This window comes from Gottfriedia acidiceleris (assembly GCF_004138285.1).
In the GTDB taxonomy this organism is placed as follows: domain Bacteria; phylum Bacillota; class Bacilli; order Bacillales; family Bacillaceae_G; genus Gottfriedia; species Gottfriedia acidiceleris_A.
This window is the reverse complement of record NZ_SCFN01000012.1, coordinates 95,711-121,684: the sequence shown is the minus strand read 5'-3', so window position 1 is coordinate 121,684 and position 25,974 is coordinate 95,711. Positions and strand designations below refer to the sequence as shown.

The 25,974-nt window shown below is 33.2% G+C and carries 23 protein-coding genes; 7 read left to right on the top strand and 16 right to left on the bottom strand.

Translation table 11 applies throughout. The annotated features are described in order from the left end of the window. Positions 1 to 43 precede the first annotated feature (43 nt). Together EP747_RS25235 and EP747_RS16830 are read right to left on the bottom strand one after the other, a co-directional pair. A complete protein-coding gene (locus tag EP747_RS25235; protein WP_129691260.1) occupies positions 44 to 3,583 on the bottom strand; it encodes a S8 family serine peptidase in 3,540 nt (1,179 codons plus the stop codon). 539 nt (positions 3,584 to 4,122) lie between these two features. Further along, entirely contained in the window at positions 4,123 to 4,851 is a 729-nt protein-coding gene (locus tag EP747_RS16830) for a nucleotidyltransferase domain-containing protein (RefSeq protein ID WP_129691259.1), read from the bottom strand. A 176-nt stretch (positions 4,852 to 5,027) separates the two neighbouring features. Between EP747_RS16830 and EP747_RS16825 the strand changes: the two genes are divergently transcribed. Next, on the top strand, positions 5,028 to 5,900 hold the full coding sequence (locus tag EP747_RS16825) for an endonuclease/exonuclease/phosphatase family protein (RefSeq protein WP_235832919.1): 873 nt from the start codon (positions 5,028 to 5,030) through the stop codon (positions 5,898 to 5,900). 103 nt (positions 5,901 to 6,003) lie between these two features. On the opposite strand, the gene EP747_RS16820 is transcribed toward EP747_RS16825, so the two are convergent. From EP747_RS16820 to EP747_RS16790, 8 genes are all read right to left on the bottom strand, one after another. After that, a complete protein-coding gene (locus EP747_RS16820; RefSeq protein WP_129691257.1) occupies positions 6,004 to 6,495 on the bottom strand; it encodes a quercetin 2,3-dioxygenase in 492 nt (163 codons plus the stop codon). 229 nt (positions 6,496 to 6,724) lie between these two features. Beyond that, positions 6,725 to 7,309 carry an ATP-dependent Clp endopeptidase proteolytic subunit ClpP gene (clpP, locus tag EP747_RS16815; RefSeq protein ID WP_129691256.1) on the bottom strand — a complete coding sequence of 195 codons (585 nt, stop codon included), beginning with the start codon at positions 7,307 to 7,309 and terminating at the stop codon, positions 6,725 to 6,727. Positions 7,310 to 7,339: 30 nt separating this feature from the next. After that, complete coding sequence (locus EP747_RS16810) at positions 7,340 to 8,059, bottom strand: sigma-70 family RNA polymerase sigma factor (RefSeq protein WP_129691255.1); 720 nt, start codon at positions 8,057 to 8,059, stop codon at positions 7,340 to 7,342. 319 nt (positions 8,060 to 8,378) lie between these two features. Beyond that, a complete protein-coding gene (locus EP747_RS16805; RefSeq protein WP_129691254.1) occupies positions 8,379 to 8,996 on the bottom strand; it encodes a DUF6944 family repetitive protein in 618 nt (205 codons plus the stop codon). Positions 8,997 to 9,199: 203 nt separating this feature from the next. Continuing rightward, complete coding sequence (locus EP747_RS16800) at positions 9,200 to 13,489, bottom strand: S8 family serine peptidase (protein WP_129691253.1); 4,290 nt, start codon at positions 13,487 to 13,489, stop codon at positions 9,200 to 9,202. A 206-nt stretch (positions 13,490 to 13,695) separates the two neighbouring features. Further along, positions 13,696 to 13,818 carry an SRPBCC domain-containing protein gene (locus EP747_RS24910; protein WP_235832918.1) on the bottom strand — a complete coding sequence of 41 codons (123 nt, stop codon included), beginning with the start codon at positions 13,816 to 13,818 and terminating at the stop codon, positions 13,696 to 13,698. Next, the gene (locus EP747_RS24905) at positions 13,796 to 13,987 is read right to left on the bottom strand and encodes an SRPBCC family protein (protein WP_235832917.1); all 192 of its coding nucleotides are present in this window, start codon (positions 13,985 to 13,987) and stop codon (positions 13,796 to 13,798) included. Before EP747_RS24905 ends, EP747_RS24910 begins: the two co-directional genes overlap by 23 nt. Positions 13,988 to 14,135: 148 nt before the next feature. Next, entirely contained in the window at positions 14,136 to 14,759 is a 624-nt protein-coding gene (locus tag EP747_RS16790) for a hypothetical protein (RefSeq protein ID WP_129691252.1), read from the bottom strand. 183 nt (positions 14,760 to 14,942) lie between these two features. On the opposite strand from EP747_RS16790, the gene EP747_RS16785 reads away from it, so the two are divergent. Beyond that, positions 14,943 to 15,149, top strand: coding sequence for a hypothetical protein (locus EP747_RS16785; RefSeq protein WP_088013536.1), 207 nt, complete (start codon positions 14,943 to 14,945; stop codon positions 15,147 to 15,149). Between the two features lie 151 nt (positions 15,150 to 15,300). Continuing rightward, on the top strand, positions 15,301 to 16,974 hold the full coding sequence (locus EP747_RS16780) for a ribonuclease J (RefSeq protein ID WP_129691251.1): 1,674 nt from the start codon (positions 15,301 to 15,303) through the stop codon (positions 16,972 to 16,974). A 39-nt stretch (positions 16,975 to 17,013) separates the two neighbouring features. Here EP747_RS16780 and ligD (EP747_RS16775) read toward each other — a convergent pair whose 3' ends face one another. The 4 genes from ligD (EP747_RS16775) to EP747_RS16760 form a co-directional block, all read right to left on the bottom strand. Continuing rightward, positions 17,014 to 18,258, bottom strand: coding sequence for a DNA ligase D (gene ligD / locus EP747_RS16775; protein WP_129691250.1), 1,245 nt, complete (start codon positions 18,256 to 18,258; stop codon positions 17,014 to 17,016). A gap of 11 nt (positions 18,259 to 18,269) precedes the next feature. Beyond that, positions 18,270 to 19,214: a non-homologous end-joining DNA ligase gene (ligD, locus tag EP747_RS16770; protein WP_129691249.1), complete on the bottom strand. Its 945-nt coding sequence runs from the start codon at positions 19,212 to 19,214 to the stop codon at positions 18,270 to 18,272. Between the two features lie 13 nt (positions 19,215 to 19,227). After that, positions 19,228 to 20,064: a Ku protein gene (locus tag EP747_RS16765; RefSeq protein ID WP_098565907.1), complete on the bottom strand. Its 837-nt coding sequence runs from the start codon at positions 20,062 to 20,064 to the stop codon at positions 19,228 to 19,230. 116 nt (positions 20,065 to 20,180) lie between these two features. After that, positions 20,181 to 21,425: an MFS transporter gene (locus tag EP747_RS16760; protein ID WP_235832916.1), complete on the bottom strand. Its 1,245-nt coding sequence runs from the start codon at positions 21,423 to 21,425 to the stop codon at positions 20,181 to 20,183. A 118-nt stretch (positions 21,426 to 21,543) separates the two neighbouring features. On the opposite strand from EP747_RS16760, the gene EP747_RS16755 reads away from it, so the two are divergent. The 3 genes from EP747_RS16755 (at position 21,544) to EP747_RS24900 (ending at position 23,365) form a co-directional block, all read left to right on the top strand. After that, positions 21,544 to 22,050: a DUF2243 domain-containing protein gene (locus EP747_RS16755; RefSeq protein WP_129691248.1), complete on the top strand. Its 507-nt coding sequence runs from the start codon at positions 21,544 to 21,546 to the stop codon at positions 22,048 to 22,050. After that, on the top strand, positions 22,040 to 22,804 hold the full coding sequence (locus tag EP747_RS16750) for a cytochrome c oxidase assembly protein (RefSeq protein WP_129691247.1): 765 nt from the start codon (positions 22,040 to 22,042) through the stop codon (positions 22,802 to 22,804). The genes EP747_RS16755 and EP747_RS16750 overlap by 11 nt, the downstream gene beginning before the upstream one ends. A 72-nt stretch (positions 22,805 to 22,876) precedes the next feature. Further along, entirely contained in the window at positions 22,877 to 23,365 is a 489-nt protein-coding gene (locus EP747_RS24900) for a WGxxGxxG family protein (protein ID WP_235832915.1), read from the top strand. A gap of 36 nt (positions 23,366 to 23,401) precedes the next feature. Here EP747_RS24900 and EP747_RS16740 read toward each other — a convergent pair whose 3' ends face one another. Next, positions 23,402 to 23,776, bottom strand: coding sequence for a MerR family transcriptional regulator (locus tag EP747_RS16740; RefSeq protein ID WP_129691246.1), 375 nt, complete (start codon positions 23,774 to 23,776; stop codon positions 23,402 to 23,404). A 131-nt stretch (positions 23,777 to 23,907) separates the two neighbouring features. Between EP747_RS16740 and EP747_RS16735 the strand changes: the two genes are divergently transcribed. Further along, positions 23,908 to 24,681: an SDR family NAD(P)-dependent oxidoreductase gene (locus EP747_RS16735; RefSeq protein WP_129691245.1), complete on the top strand. Its 774-nt coding sequence runs from the start codon at positions 23,908 to 23,910 to the stop codon at positions 24,679 to 24,681. Positions 24,682 to 24,738: 57 nt separating this feature from the next. On the opposite strand, the gene EP747_RS16730 is transcribed toward EP747_RS16735, so the two are convergent. After that, the gene (locus EP747_RS16730) at positions 24,739 to 25,950 is read right to left on the bottom strand and encodes a helix-turn-helix domain-containing protein (protein WP_129691244.1); all 1,212 of its coding nucleotides are present in this window, start codon (positions 25,948 to 25,950) and stop codon (positions 24,739 to 24,741) included. Positions 25,951 to 25,974: the final 24 nt, after the last annotated feature.

Here is a 25,974-nt window from a genome sequence, read left to right as displayed (position 1 = left end):
CCTTTTTGTCACACTTTTATAAGTGTAGTTAGAACCTATAATATTATTGAGTAACCGTAATTGTTTTAGGCGTTGTTGTTACTTTAAAACCGTCTTTCGTAACAACATCTACTGTAACTGTATATGTGCCATTTGGAAGATCTTTTTCTGGTGCCCATTTTGTACTAAATTGAAACTCATTTTCGAATGTAGATGAATCTACAAGCTTTCCGCTAGCATCTTTAATATTAATCGTCCAGTCTACTTTGTTATAACCATAAAGTGAAATTCTTGCAGGCTTAGATTCGTTTACACCAGTAGATGGAGTAATACCCCAAGTTACCATTGCCATACTTTGTTTATTATAACTTTGATCTCCCCATGTTGTCCAAGCCATGTTCCCTGCATAATCACTAGATCTAATTACCATACCTTTTGGTTCAGAATTAACTGTTAGAGTTGTTACACCAGGGTTTAGTTGATAAAATGTTCCATTTACATAAAGATCAGTAGCGTAAAAGTCAGTTGCATTATCTGTCGCATCAAATGTAATGACGTATTTTCCGTCTTTTGGTGTTACCTTAATATTAGAAATCTTTGGTGCAACTGAATCCACGATCATTGGCATTTTAACCGTTTGTGGTCTTGCGTTTGGATATGCTAATGTTGTTTTAATTACATAATAGTAAGTACCGTCTGGAACAAAATTTCCTGATACGTCTTTCATATCCCATTGGTATAATTGATATCCATAATCTCCGTTAAACATTATGTTTTTTCTAAATTTCCAAGGCTCTCCAGTTCCAGTATACTCACTATAGTCGCCTAGATATCTAAGTTGTTTTCCAGTAGAATCTTCAATAGAAACCTCTGCTTTTTCTAAATTACGTAAAACGGCCATTCCACCAAAAATTCCCTTATCAATATTGTTTGGAGAGAAAGCAATATGGTTTAAATCAAAGCCTACTCCATTGTATCCTAATGGTGCTCCTCCCTCTGTATTATCATTCCAAAGTGCTGTATGACCTGCAAAAGAATCTTTTTCCCAAGCTGGAGCATCGATATTTCGTAGCTCATCCCACTTTCCATAGAATCCCATATAAGGAACAGTGATCGGTACAGCTTTATCTTGGTCTTTTGCTACTGGTACAAGACGAACATATCCTTCTACAAAACCATTTTTCTTTAATGAATCTGGTAATGATACATTAACAGTTAACATTTTTGATTGACCTGGTTTGATTTTCAATGTAGATCCTATTTTATCTGTTACGATATTATCATTTACAGTTACTTTTGCACCTTTAATTTGTTCACTTGATAAAGTTAAATAATCTTTTGAATCTAATTGTCCATCATGATCAAAATCAAATTGCTTTGTTTCTGTCTTATCTTTCAATAAGTCAACATAAACATTGTATTCAATATCAGCGCTATTATTTTTACCTTTAGGTGCATCAAAAGCATCTACGTTTAATTTAAAGCTTGTATTTTGTCCGATTTCCTTTAATGCTACTGAACCAGCCTGCTCTAATGGAGCATTTTGATTTGTCACAATAACCGGCGTATTAATCGCATTTTGAATTTGCATTAAACCAGACCCTTGAATACGTGGTGAATATGGAACTTCACTATTTGTTCTTGGATCCATAATGACTTTAGATGTATTCATTAATTCAATTTTCGCTTTTAAAACTGTATCTTCTGAGTGTTTTAATCCTTTTTCATAAAGTGATTGTAATACTAATGTTGAACCACCTGCAACATGTGGCGTAGCCATTGATGTACCACTCATCACTTGATATTTGTTACCAGGAATTGTTGAATAAATATTTCCGCCCGGAGCCGACATTTCAGGTTTAAAATCTAATGTTGGAGTTGTACCCATTGATGAGAAATAAGACATCGTATCTTTATCAGGATTATCTACCCAATAATCGCCGATATTTTTCATTCTTAAATATTGGCCACTAGGCATATTACTCATTTTATCTAATAATGCTTGACCGATCGATTTACTTGTTGAAGCAGTCGGTGTAGCCGACGGAGTTACTGGTAGAGTTACATAGTCTGGCCATTTTGAAGGTGGGATCATAATAATAGCCTTTGCTCCCGCTGACTTTGCAGTAAATTGAATCGACGAAACTGTGCTATATGAATCTAAAAGTTTAACTACCGCAATATAATTCGTTTTACCTTTTGGATAATCAGTAGCCTTTTTACCTTCATTAACATATACCAAATCGTAGTTTGTATTCGTTAATAGATTATTAGATACATTAAAAGCTTGTCCATATTGAGAATGGTCTTTGAAAGGTACTGCCAAGCTTCCATCTGAAATTGCGTTCATATGAATTTTAGTATTTTCATAGGAAGCAACTGATAAAGCAAATGGGCTTACACCTGGCGAACCAACCGTTCCAATATCAGGATTTTCCGCAAATGGGCTTATTGTTGCAGGTGTTAGCAAGGCTTCCGAACTGAATGCTGAATTTCCTGCTGCTACTACAACTAGCGTACCTTTTTCTGTCGCATTTCTGATTGCTTTTTGAATTGGATCATAGTTTTCGTCTACATAGCCTGCATCACTACCTAAGCTCATGTTGATTACATCTGCGCCCATTGTAACTGAATGCTCAATCCCAGCAATAATATCATCCTCGTAAGCACCGCCACCATTATCTGAGAATACTTTTTCTGCTAACAGCTGTACGCCTGGCGCAATACCAGCGACTCCACCATTAGCATCGTCACCATTTGCTCCAATCGTTCCAGATACGTGTGTTCCGTGTGAGCTACCTTTTTGTCCAGGAATGACATCCGTATCGTTGTCTGCCCAGTCATAACCAGATGGTACTTTATCTGAATACCAAGTATCATTTACATCTGTTGTTGTTGCAAACTGGCCAAATTTATCCTTTGTCCATTTTTCTTTCGCTTTAGCTGCATCTGATAGTGTCATATCTTTATGAGTCCAATCAATACCAGAATCTACAACACCTACTAATAAGCCTTCTCCTTTATAACCATATTGCTCCCATACCTTTTGAGCTTGTACTAATTCTTTACTTGCTGACATATTTTCTTGGAATGTTCTAGCAACAGAAACATGCGTAACCCCAGGGATCGACTGGATATCTTTTAAATTTTTATATTGTGTTTCAACACTAAATCCGTTAAAACCTTCAAAATAGCGATGTTTCACCTTAAAATCTACATTTGATTTTGAATTTTTTTCTTTTGAGATTTGATCAATTACATTGTCTTGCTTTTCTTTAAACATTGCTTTTTTACCCTCAGGCGTTGCTTGTGCTTGTTCGCTATCCGTTGGCTGTGCCACCTGAACGATTAAATGAACCTCCTCATCAGGTTTAAATGTTTTCATAGATTCTTGGTTGTTGTCTTTGTACATTGAATCTTCTTGTGAATTATCAAAATTGTGCTTGACTAAAAGTGACGCTCCTTGTTCAACAACATCATCAGTTGAGTCAGTTTGAGATGTAATGTTATCATTATCTGCAAAAGCCGTTAAGGATGTAAAAAGTAATGATGTTAACGCAGCTGTAGACATAACTTTAAACGCTTTCATTTTTCCGTTCTTCATAACAACTCTCCTATATATATCCTTATTTCGTATTTATTTAAACCACTTTGGAACTAAAGAGATTAATAGTTACATATCAAATAAAGATTTACTATTCTTCTACTTATGGCTATTAATTAAATACATTCAAATTTTACTTCCTACGCCAATAAACGTGTATTGGGGAAATTCTACTTTGTTTATTAAACATTTTTTATCAAATTCGCACGAAACAATGTCAAATAAATATAGAAATATGTTATATCATGGAAAAAAATATATTTTTTTGTCGGATTTTATTTTTTGGCCAAAATAATTAAACTGAAAATTGGGTAAGTTCAAATAAAAAAAGTTATTTTTCATCTAAAATACTATAACTTTGACGAAAAAACAGGAGAAATGTCCTATCTTATTATAAGATAGTTATCTAAAAATTATGAATTTTAATGAAAACTTTGTTATTTTACTAGAAAATTTTAATATCCCAGAGCGTAATCCTTTCCAAAATAAAAAAAGAGCCACAAAGATGACTCCTTTACCTTAACAATCTTATGTTTAAATTAAAAATCCACATTTTTTCCTAAAGAAAAACCTTCAAACAGTTGTCCTCCAAATGGATGCAAAACTTCATCAACTAATTTGATTATTTGATTCTTTTCACCAGCCGTATAATATAAATCAAAAGCTTCTACAAAGCGATTTGCAAAATCTTCATTATATTGTATTAATGAGCGTACAACCCACTTTGAAGAACCAATCCATTTACCATTTGTTCTTAAAACGAATTCGCTTACTAGTTCGGCTAGTGTATTTGCGATAAATATTTCTTCCGCTCTATTAGAGGAACCTATAAAATCATTTAGTGTATCTGTAATAAAATATCGCTTTACTTTAATTGTTTCCTCTGACCATTTTTCTGGACCTTTATCTAATAAATCATTTGCTTCTTTTTTAATCTCTTCAATTACTCCTTCATCCTTTAAGATGATTCCTTCTGAAACCATCCTTGGTAGTGAAGGTCTAGCTCTCTCATAATCACTTTCAAAAAAATGTTTATAAGATGTTAAGTTGTGTACAAAAACTTCTATATCCCAATCAAGTTCTTTTAATGACTCTCTATATGAAGAACTAAGGCTTTTCTCAAAAATAACGATATCAAGATCAGATGTTTCTGTTGCCTCGTTGCGGACTACGCTACCTGCTAATAATGCTCCCTGACAGTTTGGAAAATATTTATTTACAAAGTGGTGTGCTGCTTCAATAGGGTTTAACTTATTTAATTGATTCATTGTCATCTCCTATAATTAAGAACTTTTTATTAATCAATTTTATCAAGTTTGCCAGATTGTAAAAAAGAAAGCAAATAGTTTTTTACACTTTTATTACAATATTCTAATATTTTGATAATAAAGATTTCTTATCCTTAAAAAGTAGTTAAAAAGAAAACTAAGAGAGGATGAGAGTCTTGTTTAAAAAATTATTTATTTTTACTTTTATTTTATTGCTATCAGTAATTCCTATGTTCTCGTACAACAGTAAATCAATTTCTGCAGAAGAAACTACTAGTTTTGAAAAAGGTAAACAGTCTCAAATTAAAGTCATGTCTTACAATATTCACCATGGAGAAGGAACAGATACAATTTTAGATTTGAAGAGAATCGGAAATGTCATTAAACAATCTAAATCTGACATTATTGGTTTGCAAGAAGTAGATAATCATTTTTCAGAGCGAAGTAATTTCGAAGATCAAGCAAAGTGGTTGGCAAAATATTTAGGAATGCATTATACATATGCAGCAAACCTCGACTATGAGCCTTTACAAGTAGGTCAACATCGACGTCAATATGGAACGGCTGTATTAAGCAAATATCCAATCCTTTTTTCTAAAAATCATCTGCTCACAAATATCCCATATCCAGTAAGCCCAACAGAACAGCGTGGTCTTTTAGAAACTGTAATTAACGTAAAAGGAAATCATATTCATTTTTACAATACTCACCTTGATAATAAAAGAGCAGAACAAAGAGATCTTCAAGTTAGAGAAATACTTGAAATAGCAAATCAAAACGAAGGTTCAAAAATTTTAGTAGGAGACTTCAATGCAACAGCTGAAAGTGCAGAAATGTTGAATATGACCTCGCAATATAATGATGTATTTAACGTCCTTGGTCAAAATGAGGATTATACCATTCCAGTAGAAAATCCAGATCGCCGCATTGACTATATTTTTACTTCTGATGACATCAAAATTTCCTCTGGGGAAGTAATAAAAACAATAGCATCTGATCATTTACCAATTGCTGCCGAGTTTTCACTTCCAATGAAGAGAGATTTTTAATAATCTAACTAGAAACTAGCAATATATCAAAATAGCCATTAAAAGACACTCAATAATGAGTGTCTTTTAATGGCTATTGCTAGTACAAAGCCCTTCACTCATTTTATAAACTAGGATACGTAATTTTATATTTTTTTGACACCTCAATCAACTTCTGAATTTTCTCAACTGAAGGAGGATCTTCAGGCTTTTTAAATCCTTTATGAAATGGTACAGATAGTTCTTTTACAAATAGGTCAAAACCTGATGGATAAGCAGTAACTATAAATTTAGTTTCTTCCGATCGCACTTTAAATGTATGAGGTATACCTCTTGGGGCAAAAACATAATCACCAGCTTTTGCAAAAATTGTTTGATCCCCAACAAAAAAAGTAATCTCTCCTTCTAATACATAAAACGATTCATCTTCTAATTCATGAATATGAAGAGGTGGCCCTCCATCTTTTTTACCATTACAATGCAAAACACAAAAAGCTCCGTTTGTGTCTTCCCCGCTTACTAGTATGGAAGTAAAGTCATTCAAAAAGAAGTAAGTATTCTCTTCTGTTATACCTCGGTGCATAAAGCCAGCTATACTCTTTTGTTCGAATGTCATTTTTATCCCCCCTCTACTTAGACATATATAGTTTGATCTTGAACTTTTAACGTACTAATTAATGCTATTCATAAAAATTTCACATATTCATTCCTTGTAAAGTTTTAATAATACTAAATAATAGTTGTTTAACATGCCTTAAATTATTAAAATCCCCTATTACTGAAATTCGTCTAATTGCACAAAAAAAGGCTAGCATTGCTAACCCTTCTTCTCTGAACAATTTAAGTTAATTATTAGGATAGAGTATCTCATCAATGATTCCATATTCTTTAGCTTCTTCTGCACTCATAAAATAATCTCGATCTGTATCCTTTGCAACCTTTTCAACTGATTGACCTGTTCGGTCGGCAATTATTTGATTAATATGCTCACGTAATTTTAATATTCGACGAGCAGATATTTCGATTTCTGTTGCCTGGCCCCTTGCCCCACCTAATGGTTGATGGATCATGATTTCACTGTTCGGAAGAGCAAAACGCTTACCCTTTGTTCCTGCTAGTAAAAGCATTGCACCAAAGGAAGCTGCCATTCCTGTACAAATTGTTCTAACATCGGGCTTTATATATTGCATCGTATCATAAATCGCAAATCCCGCTGAAGTCGACCCTCCAGGGCTATTAATATAAAGTGAAATTTCTTTATCAGGTGCATCTGCAGCTAAAAATAATAATTGTGCAACTACACTATTTGCTACATGATCATTTATTTCATCACCGATGATAATAATCCGATCTTTTAACAAACGGGAATAAATATCATATGAACGTTCACCACGATTAGATTGTTCTATTACATAAGGAACAGTTGTCATTTAAAAATCCTCCTTGAAAGCGTTAATTGGCTATGCAGCCATGCAGAGAGTGCTTGAAGGAGATTGTTTTCGACTTGATTGGAAATTACAGAAAACCATTTTAGGACTATCAGCTAGACTATCTAAAGAAGGTAAAGCTTCAATAAGAATAGCAGGATCTTGAACTTCTAAAGCCATCTGAAAAAGCTCATCAAGCTTCTCGCGCTCTTCCTCATTCCAAAAATATTCAATAGAAAGTGTTTGCTCATCTTTGTTAGTTTTTTCCAAACGCTTCTTTGCACGATGAAGACTAGACTTAATGGCTATTTCTGTTGTTCCTAAGATGTCTGCAATTTCCTTAAGTTTATATTGGAATGCTTCTTTTAGAAAAAAGATAACCGCTTGTTTTGGAGTGAAATGTTTAAGTAAGAGCTCTACACTATTGATTTTATTATCAATTGGAAAATTTGTTGTATATTGAGAAATTTCGATATTAGTACTAACTGTTTCATCTTTTCTTTTTCGCAAAGTATCGATCCAGTGATTGTAAGCTATTTTATTTAATAAAGCCGAGCTCAATTTCTCATGATGATAGTATTTTACCGCTTTAAAAAATGCTTCTTGAGCAACATCGTCACCATCCCATTCATTTTGGGTAAGAAAACGACAATAGCGTTGCAATTTTGGATAGTACTCCTTCCAATAATATTCATCAGACTTTTCAACTTGATTTCCCTTTTCAATGCTGTGCAGATTATGCTTACTTAACATTCCTGTTCACTCCTTTTTCAACACTCTCTACCCTATAAACGTTCAGGATGTATAAAAAGATACGGGGTCAAAAAGTTTTTTTATTTAATTTATGTAATTTAAATAAAAACTCTTCTAAATTTATCCTTTGTTTTCTACTTTAATGCATTTTAACATAATTTTTAAAAAATCTAGCAACACAAAAAAGCGTGAACCATTTATCCCCGCTTCTGTTTGTATTTAACGTACACATTAGCGGTTAATAATTTTTAAGTTTAAACGATGAATCCTTAGAAAATAAGGGGCTTCTAGTAATTAAAAACGTAAGTCCTTTTTCCAGTTAATTAGCCTGAGTACCTTCTTTAATTGCTCCAATCACTGAAATAACAGAGCCAATTGCTTGGATCCAGCTACCTGTTGCTACCAACGATTCTGATTCGGATGGTACATTACTTTTTTTAATATAGTCCTCGTAATAGCCTACCTCTTTTTGCTTATTCACATCTTCTCTAATTTCAAAAAGTGCCTCTGACCACCCAATTGCCTGTAAAGTGTTACCTATAATTTGTGTTATGCCTCCAACAATGGTTTCGGATTGACCAGGGAATGGAGTGGTATCAATTGTTTCTCCAGTGTTAACTCCTAACCCTAACGCTTGTAACAAGTTACCTGCAATGAATAATTTATAGGAGGCTTCTTTCCCGATGTCAAAAACTAGACCTGTTATAACGGTCAAATTTCCACTTGCTGTTATTTCTTTTCCGACTGCTCTAAGAACAGAACCCTTTGCCTCAGCATCAATCGCATTTCCTTCAGCCTGTAAAACGTTACCGATCAGTGTTAAATCATCTCGAACACTACTATTTAAATAGTGGGACGGAGTAGAACCAACTGCAGCTACTATTGTTCCAATTGATACGATCACAGAACCTACTATCGCTTTAGATTCGCTTCCCATTTTAACCACCAACCTGCTAAAGAAACCTTTATCGTAGTATTATGAAATAAAATCAGATTGTGTGCCTAATTATTTAAACTAAGTTTCTTCATAAAAAAAGCTACACACTTAATTGATTTAAACCTATTCCCTTCCACAGGGAATAAAAAAATCGGTAACGAAGATAGATCGTTACCAACTAAAAATATATAAATACTATTCCATTACTCTAATCCAAGATCCTTTAAAACATCATCTAAAGTTTCACCTTTATATTTCTTGACTGCCTTTGGTGCATTGTCATTCCATGGATTTTGCATAAAGTAATTATTAATTACATACTGCATATCTTGCTCATCAACTACACCATCATAGTTGATATCTGCATCACGTTTATTTGTGCCCCAATATGTTTGGATGTAAAGAGCATCTTTCACGTCGATTACATTATTTTTATCTACATCTCCACCAGGGATATAATCATAATCAACTGGTTTAGATCCCGCTGTTACCTTACCGTCTTCTTTTAAGCCAACTGTAAAGTCTTGCTTGAATTTGAAATGCCCTGGAACGTCAATTGATAATGTAAACGGCTTATCCGTAATCGGCAATTTAGTTGTAAATCCATTTGGAGCGGTTACACTATATCCTAAAGAATCAGATACCCCGTACTCTTTTCCATCGGAATCTTTCACACTAATTTTTGTTCCGGCTTTGTTATAGTCAATCTTTTTCGCAACAATTTCTCCTGCAGTGCCAATACCTGTAACTAATCCTTCCGCCTGAACCGCTCCCCTCATTAGAGAATAAGTAGGAGTAATATAGAAATAAGGTTGGATACCTTGAGTAGTTACTGTACTATTATCTACATTTGTATAAACTGCTTTAAAGAATAAACTTGCACCCGTTGGATCGTAGAAATTCATCGGACCTTTATAGTATTTATCTTTTGCCTTAAATGTCACATCTACTAATGATGCATCCCCAGCTATTCCAGTATTCGCTAGGTCTCCAGTCGCCGTTGCAGTAATCGTCATTTTAGTAAGCGAGCCATTAAAAGGTTCTGTAGTATATTGAACATTAAGTTTATCTTTGAATCCATCGTTCGGTTGTACTTTCGTTACATCAAGGAACTGACTTGGATATAGGAAAGAATATACCACTTGCTTTACATTTGTAGTTACATTTTTTGATGAGAATGTAACAGTCGTTGAATCTCCCATGTTGATTCTTTGTTTATCAGCAATTGCTGTAGTATAAGCAGTTCCTTTTTTCACGAAATAGACATCTTTTACACTTCCATAATTTTCAACAGTTGATTTATTTCTGTCATAAAAATCATAATGTGTAATTGGTAATGATACTGGACCAGCTGTAGCCAATGGTATTGTTGAATTAAATTTTCCATTTTGATCTACAGGAATGTTTATTTCACTTGAATTATTTGGATTATAATAATACATTTTATTATCGCCTTGTGAAGCACTAATACCTGCTGCTTGCATTTCAGCTATGTCTTTATCAAATGCCGCACCTGATACTGAAACAGATTTATCAGTTGGATTAGCTGTTTCAACGATTTGGCCAGCTTCATAGTTCATCGTAACCTTTGGCTCTTTCTCTCCATAATAAACAGGTGCATCACTAGAGAAGGTTTCACCATTATCATTTGTACCTACTAATCTAATTTTCCATAATCCAGGGTCAACTTCCTTATAATCAAATGCAATTGGGTTATCCGGATTTCCAGTTAACGGATAATACTGGCCATTATTCAATACACCTTGGAAATAGTATTCAATATTTTCATCAGCACCCATTCCATCAGCTGAACCAAGGTAACCAATCTCTTCGTTTGTTTTTGGATCTACTAGGAAGAAATCAAAGTTACGCATATGGGAGTTTAGTTTAAAGTTTACTCCAACAGACCATCTTGTCGCATTGCTACCAGCTTCATATGGTAGGGTAAAAGCGGCTGGAGCTCCCTTAACATAGTCGATTCCTTCTTTTACTGTATGAATAGCGAATGGAATTTTATATGATTCATCAGGATTTTTTTGATTCGTATATACTACATAGCCTTCGTATGTTCCAAGTTTTGCAGTTTTCGGAACATTAATTGTAGCATCCATATTCGCACTGCTATATCGTTTCACTTTTACAGATGATTTCACATCTAATGTAACGCCGTTAGCAGCAGCATCTTGGTCTGCTCTAGAGTCATTTGTAAATCGGCCATCCAATGTCTGGAATTGAACTTTTACATCAAAAGTTTTATCTTCTGAATTTTTATTAAATAAAGTCATTGAACGTGAATCTGTAAGATTTTTTCCATCAATAGCTTGTTCACCAAAGCTTAATGCTCCAGTAATATTTTTAATTGTTCTAATACCTTTACTTGCAAGGGTAATTGTACTATCTGAATTATTAGCGTTACTACCTAACGTTTTAGTCTTGTCTTTTACTTGAATCTCCATTTGTGCATGAACAGCTTTGTATGGATTAACAAGACCAGCACCTACTTCATATACACTATATTTATCATTTAGTGGATCTGCTGTATTCATAAGTGATGCTTTAATATCTGCTGGCGTCATGTCTGGATGAGCTTGCTTTAATAATGCCGCTACCCCAGAAACATTCGGTGTAGCCATTGATGTACCGGATAAACGTTCATAAGCATTTTGATAATCAGTTAATGCATTTCCATTATCATCCTTATGCATATAGGCAGGAACAGTAGAGAATACAGAAACACCCGGTGCTGTTACTTCAGGTTTAATATCATAAAGTACGCGTGAAGGACCACGGGAACTAAAGTCCGCTAATTTATTCCCAGTTGTAACGGTTTGACTCATATTACCGAAAGTAAAGTCGATTGAAGTTCCTATCTTTGCTGCAGTTAAAGGTAACTGACTAGCAATAGCATAACCTTGTTTATTATTTAATAAGAACGTTGGAATATAACCATATGTGTTCCCTAAAAATACATCTTGTAAAGTATCTCCAGAAGTATTGTATAAAACAACGGCTTTCGCTCCGTGTGATTTAGCTATTCTTACGATATCAGCAATGCCTATGCTACCACGTTGCGCAAGTACAACTTTTCCTTTTACATCTATTGGTACTGTATTCCCATCCGCATCTTTTTTATAATATGAAGTGTCTGCACCAAAACTTACATTGACCATTTGCAATGTTTGTCCTTGGAAATCAGCGATGTTATCAGTATTTCCTTGTCCAGCTAACTTCAGATCTGCAGGTGAATCACCTGTTGATAAATGAGCTGTTGCTGTATATTGTGGAATCGTAACAGATGTATCACTTGCTCCAACTGTTATTGCCAATGGTGCATTTCCTGGAGAACCTAATGTATACATTTTATTTCCAGAATTACCTGCTGCAACTACTGCTGTTACACCTGAAAGTACGGCATTATTTACTGCAATTGCCGTAGGATATAATGGATCGTTGTAGTTTGCTCCAAGTGACATACTGATAATATCCATACCGTCTGATACTGCTTTGTCAATACCAGCTAAAATTGCTGAAGTTTGACCAGATCCGTATCGACCTAACACACGATAAGCATAAATGTCAGCATCTGGTGCAACACCCGTAACCGCATAATCTGCATTGTTTTTACCTTGTCCAGCAATAATTCCAGCTACATGCGTTCCATGCTCAGTATAGTAGGCTTCACCACCATTTGTTTCAGGCAATCCAGATTTCTTCCAATCCGCATATGTTGTCTCCATTGGATCATTATCATTATCAACGAAATCGTATCCACCTTTAAAAGCACCTTTTAAATCTGGATGATTATAATCGATTCCCGTATCAAGAATACCAATTTTTACACCTTTTCCTGTATAACCTTCTTCATGAAGTTTTTCAACGCCAGGGAAAGTTACCATATTATGAGTTGGACCTTGCTGACCAGAAGCTTGTTCTTTAACAGTCGGATCATCTAATTGAACTTGCAAATCACTCCATACTGCTTGAACGGCATTCGATTTAAGTAATGATTTTACTTTATTAGCAGGGAGTGTCATTGAAACCCCATTAAATGCTTTTTTGTATGAACGTTTAATTTTGTAAGGATTTTTCTTCTCTTTTAGTTCTTTACTGAAGATCGTTTTTAGATCTTGATCAAACGTTTCGTGTGAAGCATCTACTTTTGCTTGTGCATCTGATTCAGAAAGATTTGAACCTGCTGTCTCAGCTACCATTACTGCTGTTTGTACAGGCTTGTCCTTAAATTCAACAATAACTGTTGTTTGTGCATCACTTGTTAAATCTAAATCAGGAGCTACTTGAAGTCCTTCTTTGTCACTAACTTTTAATTGTTTAATTGCCTCACGTTGAGCTGGTGTAAGAGTTGATAAAACTTGCTCCACTTTTGAAACTGGTTGTGCATGAACATTGTGTGTAATCGAAATCGGATTGAATACGCTAGCTACAAGACCTGTTGTAAGTGCCACAGTTGTAACATTTTTTTTGATTTTTTTCATCTTTCCCCCATCTTCCTCTCTCTCTTGATAGTCTCATTATATTGAGATTTGACAGAATTTTAGATTTCATAAATTTTATCAAATACAAATTTTTTTATAATTCGAATATTTTCAACAAAAAGGATAGAAAAAAAAAACGGACCAGCCCTAAACTGATCCGTTTGTTTTTCCTATATTAGCTTAATACATAGTTTAGAGGTTTTATCTTACATATTTCCTAACAATTTTTTAAGCTCGTCGCCCATTCTCACCCAACCAAATTTCGCACCATTGAAAGCTTGATCTTCTTTTTCGAATCCTGTTTGTTCAAGATGTAAATAAGTTTCCATCTTCATGCTTCAATGTCCATGTAATGGTAGTGTTTATTCCACCACCGACCCATGTGTAAGAAAGCTTATTTAGTTCTTCTACTTCAAGAACTTCACAATCAAGAATTAAATTGTACTGCTCTAATCGAAAGTTAAATTTATGTCCAACGATAGGTTTAATATAATTCATCAATTTTAAGTGTCATAGCTAAAACAACTACAAAAATAAGTACCTTATCAATAAAGTTCACAGCTTTATCAACAAAGTACACATTTTGTTCGGTTCAAATTCAACACAAATATTAATCATTTGTGACAATATCGACTATTTTGTTTTTTTAACTAATCTTTTTAATAACCTTTTCAACTCGTTTTCTTTTAGACTCTTTTTCAATTTCATCCAACCTAGAAGTTAATGTTTTAATAAATAAATTTTTATTTTCTTCATTAATAATAGGCATCGATCTTTCCGCATACATCGGGAGTTGGTTTGTTGGACTTTTAACTAATTGATCAATAAGCAAATTAAATGACTCTTCTGCATATGTCTTAATGGAACATAATTTTATAAGGATATTTACAACTTGATCTTTTGTAATAACTGTACCATTATCACCTGCAACAATGATTTTTTGGATATTTGAAAATATTATTTCAGGAACGTCACTTGTAATACTGTTTAGAGCAGTCATTGCTCCCCATTGAAGTCTATTACTTCTACTTTCTAAAAGTGAAAAAAATTCATTAGTATAATCGGATATTAAAGATGGGCTGCGTTCACCGATTTCATATAAAACTTTTATACAATCATTCTGGATGTTTTTATTTTTGTTTGTAAGATTTTCGATCAGTTCTTTTACAGCACTTTCATCATTTTGATCCACAACTTGAATCGCTAATTCGATGTTAGGCTCTTCATCTCTACGGCTTAAAGAACTTGCTAATTTCTCTATTACTGTCATTCATATTTCCACCTTTTTAGTTGAACTATCGCTTTGATCATTATGCTAATCAGTATGTACATTGACAAAAGCAAGTACACTTCCTGATACTTATTTAAGTTCTAACTTTTAATAACAAATCAACTCTAGTCTATATACATAATTTTTCTTGAAGAAACCATCCTATTGTCAGGAGGTGGTAATATGTCTGAACCATTACAACCAGGGAATAAAAAACTACCTGATTTTAATGAATTAAATGATCGGATTATTGCTGAGCATGGTACAACCGGACCGACATTAGTGATTAAAACAAACTTGGATCCTAAAGATTCTACTGTAGATAATCCTTATTATCGTAACGAAACGCATACACCTAAAAAACCATTTAAAAATTATTTCGAAGAGTAATTTAAAAATGAGCTCGGTTTACACCGACTCATTTTTTTTATGAAAACCGTCGATTGAATGATTTTTACTCTTACGTACATACTAAGAAAAATATGGCAATTTCTAAAGAGAAAATGTTTATACTTTTCAATGTACTAGGAGGAATAAGATTTTGAGTCCAACAAAAAGTATGCTATCAGTCTTTGCCTTAGGTGGCATTAATGAAATTGGTAAAAATATGTATGCCATTCAATATTTAAAAGAAATCATTCTAATAGACTGTGGTTCGAAATTTCCGGACGAGAGTTTATTAGGCGTTGACTTGATTATCCCAGATATTACTTATCTAAAAGAAAATCAAGAAAAGATTAAAGGCTTATTTGTTACGCACGGTCATGAAGACCATATTGGTGGAATCCCGTATCTTTTGAAGCAATTGAATATCCCAGTCTATGCAACAAGATTAACGCTTGGATTAATTGAGCTAAAATTAAAAGAGCACGGACTATTAGGAGAAACTGAACTAATTTTAATAGACTCTGATTCGATTATTAAATTTGAACATTTTTCGATTTCATTTTTTAAAACAAATCATAGTATTCCTGATTGCTTAGGCATCGTATTTGATACTCCTGAAGGAACTGTAGTACATACCGGGGATTTTAAATTCGACTTAACTCCTGTTAACAATCAATATCCAGATATTCATAAAATGGCCGAAATAGGTAGTAAAGGTGTTTTATTACTTTTATCTGAGAGCACTAACGCTGAACGACCTGGCTCGACCCCTTCTGAACGGATTGTTGGAGAGCATATTGTAGATGCTTTTATGAAAGCAAAACAGAGAGTCATTATTTCAACATTTGCCTCTAATGTCCATCGTGTGCAACAAATCGTTGATGCATCGATTATCACAAATCGAAAGTTAGCACTACTAGGTAGAAGTATGGTTAATGTTGTTCAAGTTGCGATGGAGCAAGGTTACTTAACAGTTCCTGAAGGTATGTTAATTGAAACTGATGAAATTAATAGTTTTGCACCAGAATCTATTACAATATTATGCACAGGTAGTCAAGGAGAACCGCTTGCAGCTCTTGCTCGACTAGCAAGCTCTAGTTTTAGAGGTGTTGATGTTTATCCAGGTGATACCGTGATTTTAGCTGCCTCACCAATACCCGGTAATGAGCGAAGTGTTTCCCGAATTATCGATAATTTTTACAATCTCGGAGCAAATGTTATTTATGGTTCAGGAAGCTCAACAGGAATGCACGTTTCAGGCCATGCCTATCAAGAAGAACTTAAGCTCATGCTTACACTTATGAAGCCAAAATACTTTATTCCAATCCACGGTGAATACAGAATGCTTCATCACCACCGCTCTCTTGCTGAATCCGTTGGCGTAGAACGAAAAAATATCTTTATTATTAAAAATGGTGATGTTGTAGATATACTACAATCTGAAGCAATCCAAAGCCGGAGAATTCCAGCTGGAAATATTTATGTAGATGGCATGGGCATTGGTGATGTCGGCAACATCGTATTAAGAGATCGTAAACAGCTTGCTGAAGATGGTATGCTTGTAATCGTAATTACCATTAATAAAATGGAAAGAAAAATTATCTCTGGTCCCGATACAATTTCAAGAGGATTTGTCTATGCACGTGACTCTGAAAGTTTACTTAAAGAAGTAAATCAAATCGTCACATCTTCCATAAATGAATTACTTGATGAAAACAAACTCCAATGGGGAGTTATGAAGCAAAACATTAAAAAGTCTCTTGGACAATTTTTATTTACGAAAACTAAGAGAAAACCGATGATTTTACCAATTATCATTGAAATATAGAATCAAAGAAACTCCCTACTCATAATCATTAGGGAGTTTTTACTTAGATTGGTTTTCTTTAATTTTAGAAATTAACTCGTTTAAAAAATTGTTTTCTTGATCAAAATATTCGTGCATTGGACATGAACTATTTTCTAATCGATTTAGTACAAAAGGGATTGTGTATGTTTCCATTTTTAATTCATCATTTACCTCATCCCAAAATAGAGGCGTTGCAACAGTTGGTTTTTCCTTTCCCCTTGTAGAGTATGGGGAAATAATGGTCTTTCCCTTTGCATGCTGTACATAATCAATATAAAGTCGATTCCCTCGATTTTTTTTAAATCTTTCGATCGTAAAATCATCTGGAAATTTTTCAATTAAATAATGTGCAATAAAAGATGTAAATACTCTTGTATCATCATAGGTAAGCGAGTTTTCTTTAATTGGAATATGAATTTGAATCCCTTTACTTCCAGACACTTTTGGGTAGCTTTTTATTTGAAAAGAATCAAAGATTAATTTCATTTCCAATGCGGCTTTTATTGCTAAAGGAAATGCATCTGCATTAGGTGGATCCAAATCGAATACGATTTCAATCGGGTTATTGGCTTTATATGTTTGAAAAGGAATATGGTATTCAATCGCTAATTGATTTCCTAACCATAGCAATGTTGATACATCATTGCAGATAATAAAATTATTTCCCTCATGTTCTTCAGTTTTAATAAAACTCGGAGCATAATCTGGACGATTTTTTTGAAAAAAAGATTCACTGTCTATTCCATTCGGAAAACGGATTGTTGTCAATAAACGATTTTTTAGAAATGGAAGCATATAAGTAGATATTTGAGCTAAATATGAAACAAAGCTCTCTTTATTTATATATGGATCCTTCCATATTACTTTTTCAGGACTAGTTAGTGTTAATTCTTCCTCCAAATTAAGATTACCCAATAGTAAACCATCCCAAGTACATTCATTCCATGCATGCTGTAATTGAAAAGATATAAATTTTGCATTTGTTAATTGGTTGTTTTCTATACTTTGAAACTCAAGTTCAATACAGATCCCAGGCTCAACAAATTGAATATTACCTTTTTTGCTTTTTTTATTTGCTTCGATTGCTTTAATCAAAATGCCCTTCTCTTCCTCGCTTATTCCATTTGAGAAAGACCCTATTTGTAAAATATCATTATCTTTTTTAAGTCCCACTAAAAAGGTCTTCTCTTTTAAATGGAAACCTAAAATAAAGAAAAAGCCTGCATAAATTTTATTACGTTTTTGAAAAAAGTAATGATTCATATCATAATCCCCTAATCTGTAAGAGTACATTCTTTAGGATCTTTTTCGACAAACGCTTGGATACTTGGTTGTCTTAATGAATGACCTTCAGTCCATTCAATGAATTGAACTTTAACAGTTAACAATGGTTGAATCCACTGAATTTCCTTTATTCTTTTTGGTTGGCTACTAAATGGATTGTTTTCTATTTTTATTGTATTAATGACTGTAGTCAGGTCTTTCCATTCTGATTTTGATAATTTTCCTGTTCCAACATGACCGATAAACACGAGTTGATTCTTTTCATCATAAAGTCCTACTAAAATAGAATTAACAATTCCAGAACGATACGTTACCCCACCAATTACAGCAATAATATCCTTATAATTTTTTACTTTTTGCCACGCATTGTGCTTTCCATTGATCAAGTATTTACTATTTAAATTTTTACATACGATTCCTTCTAAATTATGTTGTTTCGCAACCTCAAATAAAGCAACTCCATCAGTATTATTTGGAACTAATTGAATCTGCTTACTAGGTTGAATCGTTTCTAATAATAAATTTTGTCTCTCTTGAAGAGGTAATTGAGTAACCCATTCTCCATTGTAAAAAAGAATATCAAAAATCATATAGAAAATTGGTACAGCTTCTATAGCTGAATCAATGCGATCCATGCGCCTGATTCCATCTCTACGCATTACCTCATGAAACGATGGATTACCATTTTGATCGAGGGCGATGACCTCCCCATCTAAAATGATTGATTGAGCAGTCGTATAGGATTTTATATTTGTTAGCTCTGGAAAAATATTTGTACGATCATTTAATTTGCGGTTAAATAATTTAACTTCTTTCCCATCAAAATAGGTTAGGATTCTAACACCGTCCCATTTTATTTGCGAAATCCACTCAGGACCAATTGGTACAATATCTGAAGAAATAGGCTCAAAAGGAAAAATTGGATTTAGCTCCATTACTACCTCCTATTTAGCTTGTTGCTTTTTTGGGTGCTTTTGTTTTAGGCTTTTTCGGAGGTGTTGCTTGTCCTTTTGTTCGATCGATACTTGCTTGTAATGCAGACATTAAATCAACAACATTTTTTTGTTCTGCCGGTTTCTCCTGACCTGTCGCGATATAATCATTTTTATTAACTTTTTCCGAAATTAATTGCTCTAAAGCTGTACGATATGTATCGGTATAGTTTTCTGGATTAAACGTTGTCGTTAATTGTTCAACTAGCATCATACCAGCCTGTAATTCACGCTCCGCCAATCCTGCCTTTTCAGGTACACCGCCAGGAAGATTTTCGATTGCTCTAATCTCATCTGGAAAATGTAATGTTTCAAGAATAATCGCGTTTTTATATGGCCTAATAGCAGCTAAATGCTGTTTGCTACGAATGGTAATTTTTGCGAGTCCGATTTTCTTACTTTTCTTTAATATTTCTGAAAGTAAAGCATATGCCTTTGTTCCACCGGAATCCGGACCAATATAATATGTTCGATCAAAATAAACTGGATCAATTTCTGCAAGTTTGACAAAATCAATAATTGATACAGTTTTCAGTTCAAATTCTTCTTTTAATTTATTCATCTCTTCTTCAGTTATTTCTACAACTCTTCCATTCGGTGTTTCAAATACTTTAATAATTTCTTCGGGAGTAACTTCATCGTCACAACTAGCAACTTTTTTATAGGAGATCGGTGTTTTACAATCCTTATGATATTGGCGAAACTTTATATCCTTATCCTCAACTGCTGAAAATAACTTCACAGGAATTGTAACTAATCCCATACTGATTGTACCTTTCCAAACTGTATGCATATATTCACTACCTTTGTTATTTTTACAATAGCTTTTGTTAAAAGAAAGGGTTTAATTCAATTTGCTTTACTAGAATGTCTAAACATGATTTTCTAAATAGAAAAGTTCACTCTCAATTAAGTGAACTTTTTCTTTACTTTTGGCATAGGTTCTTGTTTAGGCTTAATATACCTTATGGATAAAAAAAGTCCAATTACAGCTAATAAGATGGAAAAATACATCATATAATTATCTGGTTTTTTCATTAAGTATGCAAAAGTAGGTGGACCTGCTGCTACACCTACAAAGCGTAAAGAACTATAAAGAGAAGTAATTGTTCCTCTTTCTTCTTTTTCAATCCCCTCTGTTATTAATGCATCTAAGCTTGGTAGAGACATTCCGATTCCAATCCCACTGATCAATAAACTTGTGATAATCATATAGATATCTTTGTTGATAATAGGCACTACAAAAGAAAGACTTATGAAGATAAACCCAATGACAATGCATTTTTTCATTGCACCTTTTTGATTTCCAATTTTTTTACCTGTTTTATAAGATGTGTAGGATAAAGCAGCAAGTGGGATCGCTAACACACAACCTTTCCATATTCCAATTATGTGATAACGCTTTTCTAAAATTTTTGATAAATAAAAAAGCATACCAAATAAAATAAACATTATAATGGCACCTAATATAAATATGGTATAAAGCCATTTACCATTATTTCGAAATATTTTCCGAATTGATCTGATAAACATTTTAAACTTTTTCTTTCTTTTATCTTTTCTTTTTGATCTCATAGGTTGTTTTGGAGGTTTTACAAAAATTAAAATTAAAATAATTGATATTAAGCAAAGGAACGGTATTGATAAAAATGGTAAATACCAAACTATCGCTGCTAATGCAGAACCAAGTATTGGGCTAAGTACTTTCCCAAAGGTATTCGATGTCTCAACTAAGCCTAATCCTTTACTAACTTCATTTTCATCCTTAAACATATCTCCCACACAAGGAATAACAACTGGCATTGCCCCTGCAGAACCAATACCCTGAATGATTCTCCCAACAATTAACCACGCGTATGGATTTTCTAGTTTCCAACAAACAAAGCCGGCTAGGGACCCACCAATTCCCGCAATAATTAAACTTGGAATGATTACTTTTTTTCTTCCAAATAAATCCGATAGATAACCAGCTATAGGGATAAGAATGATTGCAAAAACTGAATAAACAGTTATAATCATTGAAACTTTAAGGCCAGATATATTTAATTGTTGTTCTAATTTTGGAAGTACGGGAATCAACATTGAATTACCTAAAGTCATTACTAGAGGTACTGTAGATAGCGCCCATAAACTCCGCGTTTGTGTTTTATCCATATAACCTCCGCGTTTTGTGTAACTAAAAACAATCACAATCTTTATATTTCCCAAGTAACCTTTTTGGTCGAATTGTAATTTTTACTAATTGCGATTTGATAGGTAAAAGTGGGGCAAAATGAAAAATATACCATTTTTAAAAGGAGGAGTATTTATAACTACTCAAGAGAATTCAGCTAATTATTTTCAATTAAATTTATGGTCTGGAATTTTATTTGGCCTTGGATTGGTAGCATTTTTTGACGAAGCAGTTTTTCATCAACTTCTTCATTGGCATCATTTTTACGATAAGTCTACAACAAGTCTAGGGCTTATCTCTGATGGTCTTTTTCATGCCTTTAGTTGGTTCGCAACGATTGGCTCCTTATTTATGTTTGCAAATTTAAGGAGAAAAAAATCACTCTATATTAAAAGATGGATAGGCGGAGTTTTACTCGGAGCAGGTTTGTTTCAACTCTATGATGGAACAGTACAGCATAAATGGATGAAGCTTCATCAAATTAGATATAACGTCGATATTATGCCATATGATTTAACTTGGAATATTACTGCTACTATTATGACTTTAATAGGTTGCATTCTAATATTTAAAACTCGAAATAAAGGTGGTCATTTTGAGAGATAATTACTTCAATTCGTATGATCTATTCATTATTTTACTAATTTTACTTTCTATTGTTGTATATTTGGCTGCTGCAATGAAACATAAAAAAAAGCCATGGCCAAAATTACGCTCTATTTTATGGGTAACAGGGTTTGTTTGTATTTTAGTTTCTATAGTTGGACCAATTGCAAAACTAAGTCACCATCTTTTTGTTTTCCATATGATAATGCATTTGTTACTAGGAATGCTCGCTCCCTTTTTTATCGCTTTATCTAGACCGATTACATTATTATTAACATCATTAAAAACACAACATGCAAGGCGTGTGTCCCGTCTTTTAAGATGTGCTCCTGTTCGACTATTAACTCATCCTATTAGTACATTGCTTTTAAATATCGGAGGACTTTGGGTATTGTATACCTCTACAGTGTTTAATGTAATTCATGAAAGTACCTTTTGGTTAAATTTTGTACATATCCATTTGTTTTTTGCAGGATATCTTTTTACAATCTCAATCATTGCGATTGAACCGATCTCTCATAAATACAGTTATTTCTTTCGCTCATTTATTATGGTTCTTGCATTAGCAGGTCATGATATTTTATCGAAGTTGCTTTTTTCAAATCCATTAGACAGTTTCGATTTTAATGATGTTCAATTTGGTGCAGTCTTAATGTATTATGGAGGGGACTTTGTTGATTTGTTATTAATTACCGCACTTTGTTATTTCTGGTACAATTCATCAAATTCAAATAAAACTAGAGCTTTTATTTAATGGACTTTTTTGCCACATATATTCCTTCTAAAGATGCACAAAATATTAATGCATAAAGAAGGAGGGTTAAAGATGAATAAAATTTGTCTTACATTATGCACTGTATCATTATCATTTATCATTTCAGCCAATGTTCATGCTGCTTCAACGGGACCTGACGCTACACAATTAGAACCAAGCTATGATCATAATGGTAAACATATCAAAAGAGATTTTGACAATGATTTTAATGATCCAAACCACGTTGTAAATAATACGAAAAACACGGTTAAAGAAGGGTATTATGATACAAAAAATACGGTTAAAGAAGGGTATTATAATACTAAAAATAATATAAAAAATACAACAAATGACATGTTAAATAACAATAATGGAGTAAATAATCCTGTTAATAATGATGGAAATTATTATCGTCGAAATGTAAGTGTAACGCCTACTCCTGTTACTAACACTTTAAATACAACTGACAATACCGATAATAACCATTTCAATTATGGCTGGCTTGGACTTCTTGGATTATTAGGATTTGCGGGTTTAAGAAAAAAAGAAAGAGTTGAATAAAATAAAAACCTTATTGGGATAGTCTCCAATAAGGTTTTATTTATTGATTATGTTTTTATTATGAATTACCTCTTTATAAGAATTAATTTTATTCTCTAACATTTTATTCGTTTCTTCTAATGTTTTAAGCTGATGTTCAATAGACTGTTTATGCTCAACTAATAGATTCAACCTAGCCAAAGATGTGTGCTCACCTTCTGTATATAAATGAGCATACTCCTTAATCTTATTAACTGGCATTTGTGTTTCTTTTAACTTTAGTACAAATTTTAACCACTGAATGTGTGATTCAGAATACATTCTTTCACCATTTGCATTTCGATTAGGAAGAATGATATGTTCTTTTTCATAATAGCGTAATGTATGTGTGCTTATTCCTAACATCTGAGCGACTTCACCAATTAAATACATAAGTACCTCCAGTTTGAGTCAAAAATAAAAACAGTTTGACTTAGAGTTTACTCTAACCAGTATAATGAATCCGTAACTGTTACACAATTAATTTAATTTTAGTATAAACCAAATTATTGGGAGGAATTTAGATGAAAAAATATACTGTCATTACAGGTGCTAGTTCAGGAATTGGTTATGAATCAGCTCTTGCGTTTGCTGCACGTGGAAAAAATTTAGTCATCGTTGCTCGTAGAACGGAAGAACTTGAAAAATTAAAATCAGAAATCGCTAAATTGAATACAGATCTTGATGTAGTCATAAAAACTGCAGATTTATCTGTTGTTAAAAATGCATTTAAATTATATGAAGACCTTAAAGAATATGATATTGAAACTTGGATTAATAATGCAGGCTTTGGTAATTTCGCTTCAGTTGGTGAACAAAATTTAGCAAAGATTGAAAGTATGCTTAATTTGAATATTGAAGCTTTAACGATTTTAACTTCACTATATGTACGCGATTATTCAACAGTCGAAGGTACGAAAGTCATCAATGTTTCATCTGGTGGAGGATATACAATTATTGGTAACGCCATCACATATTGTGCGACTAAATTCTATGTAAGTGCCTTTACAGAAGGGCTAGCTCATGAATTAAAAGAGAAAGGTGCAAAAATGCAAGCAAAAGTATTAGCACCAGCTGCAACTGAAACAGAATTTGCAAAAGTATCATATGATTTAGAAGAAAATATTAAATTTGAAGGCGTTCTACCAAAATATCATACTGCAAAAGAAATGGCCGGTTTCATGTTGGACCTTTATGACAGTGAAAAAGTGGTAGGTAAAGTTGACGGAATTACTTATGAATTCCAATTATTAGATCCACTTTACCCTTATGCAACAAGATTAGAAAGGCAGGATTAAGGGTAAAAAATAGTTTATTAAAACAATTTCCTTAACCTTAAACTCTGCATCCTAATTTTAATTTTCTAACACTAAATTTAAATGTGGATATTTAGTAGCCCTATATTCAGAAGGGCTATTTTTTATGTATTTTTTAAATATACGACTAAAGTAATTCGAATCTTGAAAACCAATTCGTGTAGCAATTTCTTGCATGGTTAAATCAGTCATTTCTAAATAAAACATTGATTTTTCAATCCTTATTCTATTTAAAAAATCGATCACACTAGTGCCAATTTCTTTTTTGAAAAGGTGACTGAAATGATATTTACTTACGCAACAATATTGAGCAATTTCTTCTAGTGTTATACTAGTTTGATGATTTTCTCGAATATACTTAGTTGCTTTACGAATAACAGGAGTCATCTGATTATTAAATGAATTGGCTATTTGAATCGTTAGCCAGTAAGCATATTCGCAAACCTTTTTTACAAATTTATCATAGCGAATAATATGATATAGTTCCTGGATTATTTGAGCGTTTTTTGACATGATGAGTGTTGCATTCACGCCTGACTCTACTACAACCCTAGAAATTAACATAATTAAATCGACTACCTCAGTCTTAAATACATCTTCATTTAATCGGCATGCATTTGCTACCTTTTCGAGGAAACTTTTTAATTGATTCACTACACCTTCTTCATCACCAATTCGTACAAGTGCTAATAATTCAATACGATCCTCGGTTGATAGTGCTCTTAGTGTATTTTCTTCCACTGGTTTAATACCACTATGAAATATCAGTTTGTTCCCTTGAAAAAAACGACCTGACATTGACTTTCTAGCCTCTTCAAAAGAGTGGTATAACAAATAAGGATCACTATATTTTTTACCTATTCCAATTGAAACGGTAATCTGAGCCCTATCCAATGAATTTTGAATTTCTTCTGCCATTCTATAAATCTTTTTATTGAACTCGATTTCACTATCTTTATGATCTAGCTCAATTAGAAGTGCAAGCACACCTTCCTCTACCCAGTTCCATAAATAAGAAACTCCGATCGTCTGATCAATTTGATTTATTAGTTCATGGCCAATTTCTTTTTTCCACTGAATTGGGTTTTCTACTGCTAAATCAGGATAGCGATCGATTGAAATCACCATTACAACATTTGGATAAGTATTAATGCCACATCTTTTTTGAACTTCATCAAAAGTTCCTATATGGACGAGCGTACCAGAGAGTAACAAATTTGAAAAAGCTGATTGAGTAGCATTTCGATTCATCTTAATATCTCCTTTTTAGCCTAT

Bases quoted from the DNA above. Each gene is read 5' to 3' on its own strand.
- EP747_RS16740 (WP_129691246.1), bottom strand. From the start codon at position 23,776: ATGTATTTAATTGGTGAAGTCGCTCAGATGTTAGGAATAAGCACACAT.
- EP747_RS16830 (WP_129691259.1), bottom strand. From the start codon at position 4,851: ATGAATCAATTAAATAAGTTAAACCCTATTGAAGCAGCACACCACTTT.
- EP747_RS16760 (WP_235832916.1), bottom strand. From the start codon at position 21,425: ATGGATAAAACACAAACGCGGAGTTTATGGGCGCTATCTACAGTACCT.
- EP747_RS16805 (WP_129691254.1), bottom strand. From the start codon at position 8,996: ATGGGAAGCGAATCTAAAGCGATAGTAGGTTCTGTGATCGTATCAATT.
- EP747_RS24905 (WP_235832917.1), bottom strand. From the start codon at position 13,987: ATGAATTATATTAAACCTATCGTTGGACATAAATTTAACTTTCGATTA.
- EP747_RS16755 (WP_129691248.1), top strand. From the start codon at position 21,544: ATGAAAAATATACCATTTTTAAAAGGAGGAGTATTTATAACTACTCAA.
- clpP (WP_129691256.1), bottom strand. From the start codon at position 7,309: ATGACAACTGTTCCTTATGTAATAGAACAATCTAATCGTGGTGAACGT.
- EP747_RS16735 (WP_129691245.1), top strand. From the start codon at position 23,908: ATGAAAAAATATACTGTCATTACAGGTGCTAGTTCAGGAATTGGTTAT.
- EP747_RS16820 (WP_129691257.1), bottom strand. From the start codon at position 6,495: ATGACATTCGAACAAAAGAGTATAGCTGGCTTTATGCACCGAGGTATA.
- EP747_RS16810 (WP_129691255.1), bottom strand. From the start codon at position 8,059: ATGTTAAGTAAGCATAATCTGCACAGCATTGAAAAGGGAAATCAAGTT.
- EP747_RS25235 (WP_129691260.1), bottom strand. From the start codon at position 3,583: ATGAAGAACGGAAAAATGAAAGCGTTTAAAGTTATGTCTACAGCTGCG.
- EP747_RS24910 (WP_235832918.1), bottom strand. From the start codon at position 13,818: ATGGAAACTTATTTACATCTTGAACAAACAGGATTCGAAAAAGAAGAT.
- EP747_RS16765 (WP_098565907.1), bottom strand. From the start codon at position 20,064: ATGCATACAGTTTGGAAAGGTACAATCAGTATGGGATTAGTTACAATT.
- EP747_RS16800 (WP_129691253.1), bottom strand. From the start codon at position 13,489: ATGAAAAAAATCAAAAAAAATGTTACAACTGTGGCACTTACAACAGGT.
- ligD (WP_129691250.1), bottom strand. From the start codon at position 18,258: ATGAATCATTACTTTTTTCAAAAACGTAATAAAATTTATGCAGGCTTT.
- EP747_RS24900 (WP_235832915.1), top strand. From the start codon at position 22,877: ATGAATAAAATTTGTCTTACATTATGCACTGTATCATTATCATTTATC.
- ligD (WP_129691249.1), bottom strand. From the start codon at position 19,214: ATGGAGCTAAATCCAATTTTTCCTTTTGAGCCTATTTCTTCAGATATT.
- EP747_RS16730 (WP_129691244.1), bottom strand. From the start codon at position 25,950: ATGAATCGAAATGCTACTCAATCAGCTTTTTCAAATTTGTTACTCTCT.
- EP747_RS16790 (WP_129691252.1), bottom strand. From the start codon at position 14,759: ATGACAGTAATAGAGAAATTAGCAAGTTCTTTAAGCCGTAGAGATGAA.
- EP747_RS16785 (WP_088013536.1), top strand. From the start codon at position 14,943: ATGTCTGAACCATTACAACCAGGGAATAAAAAACTACCTGATTTTAAT.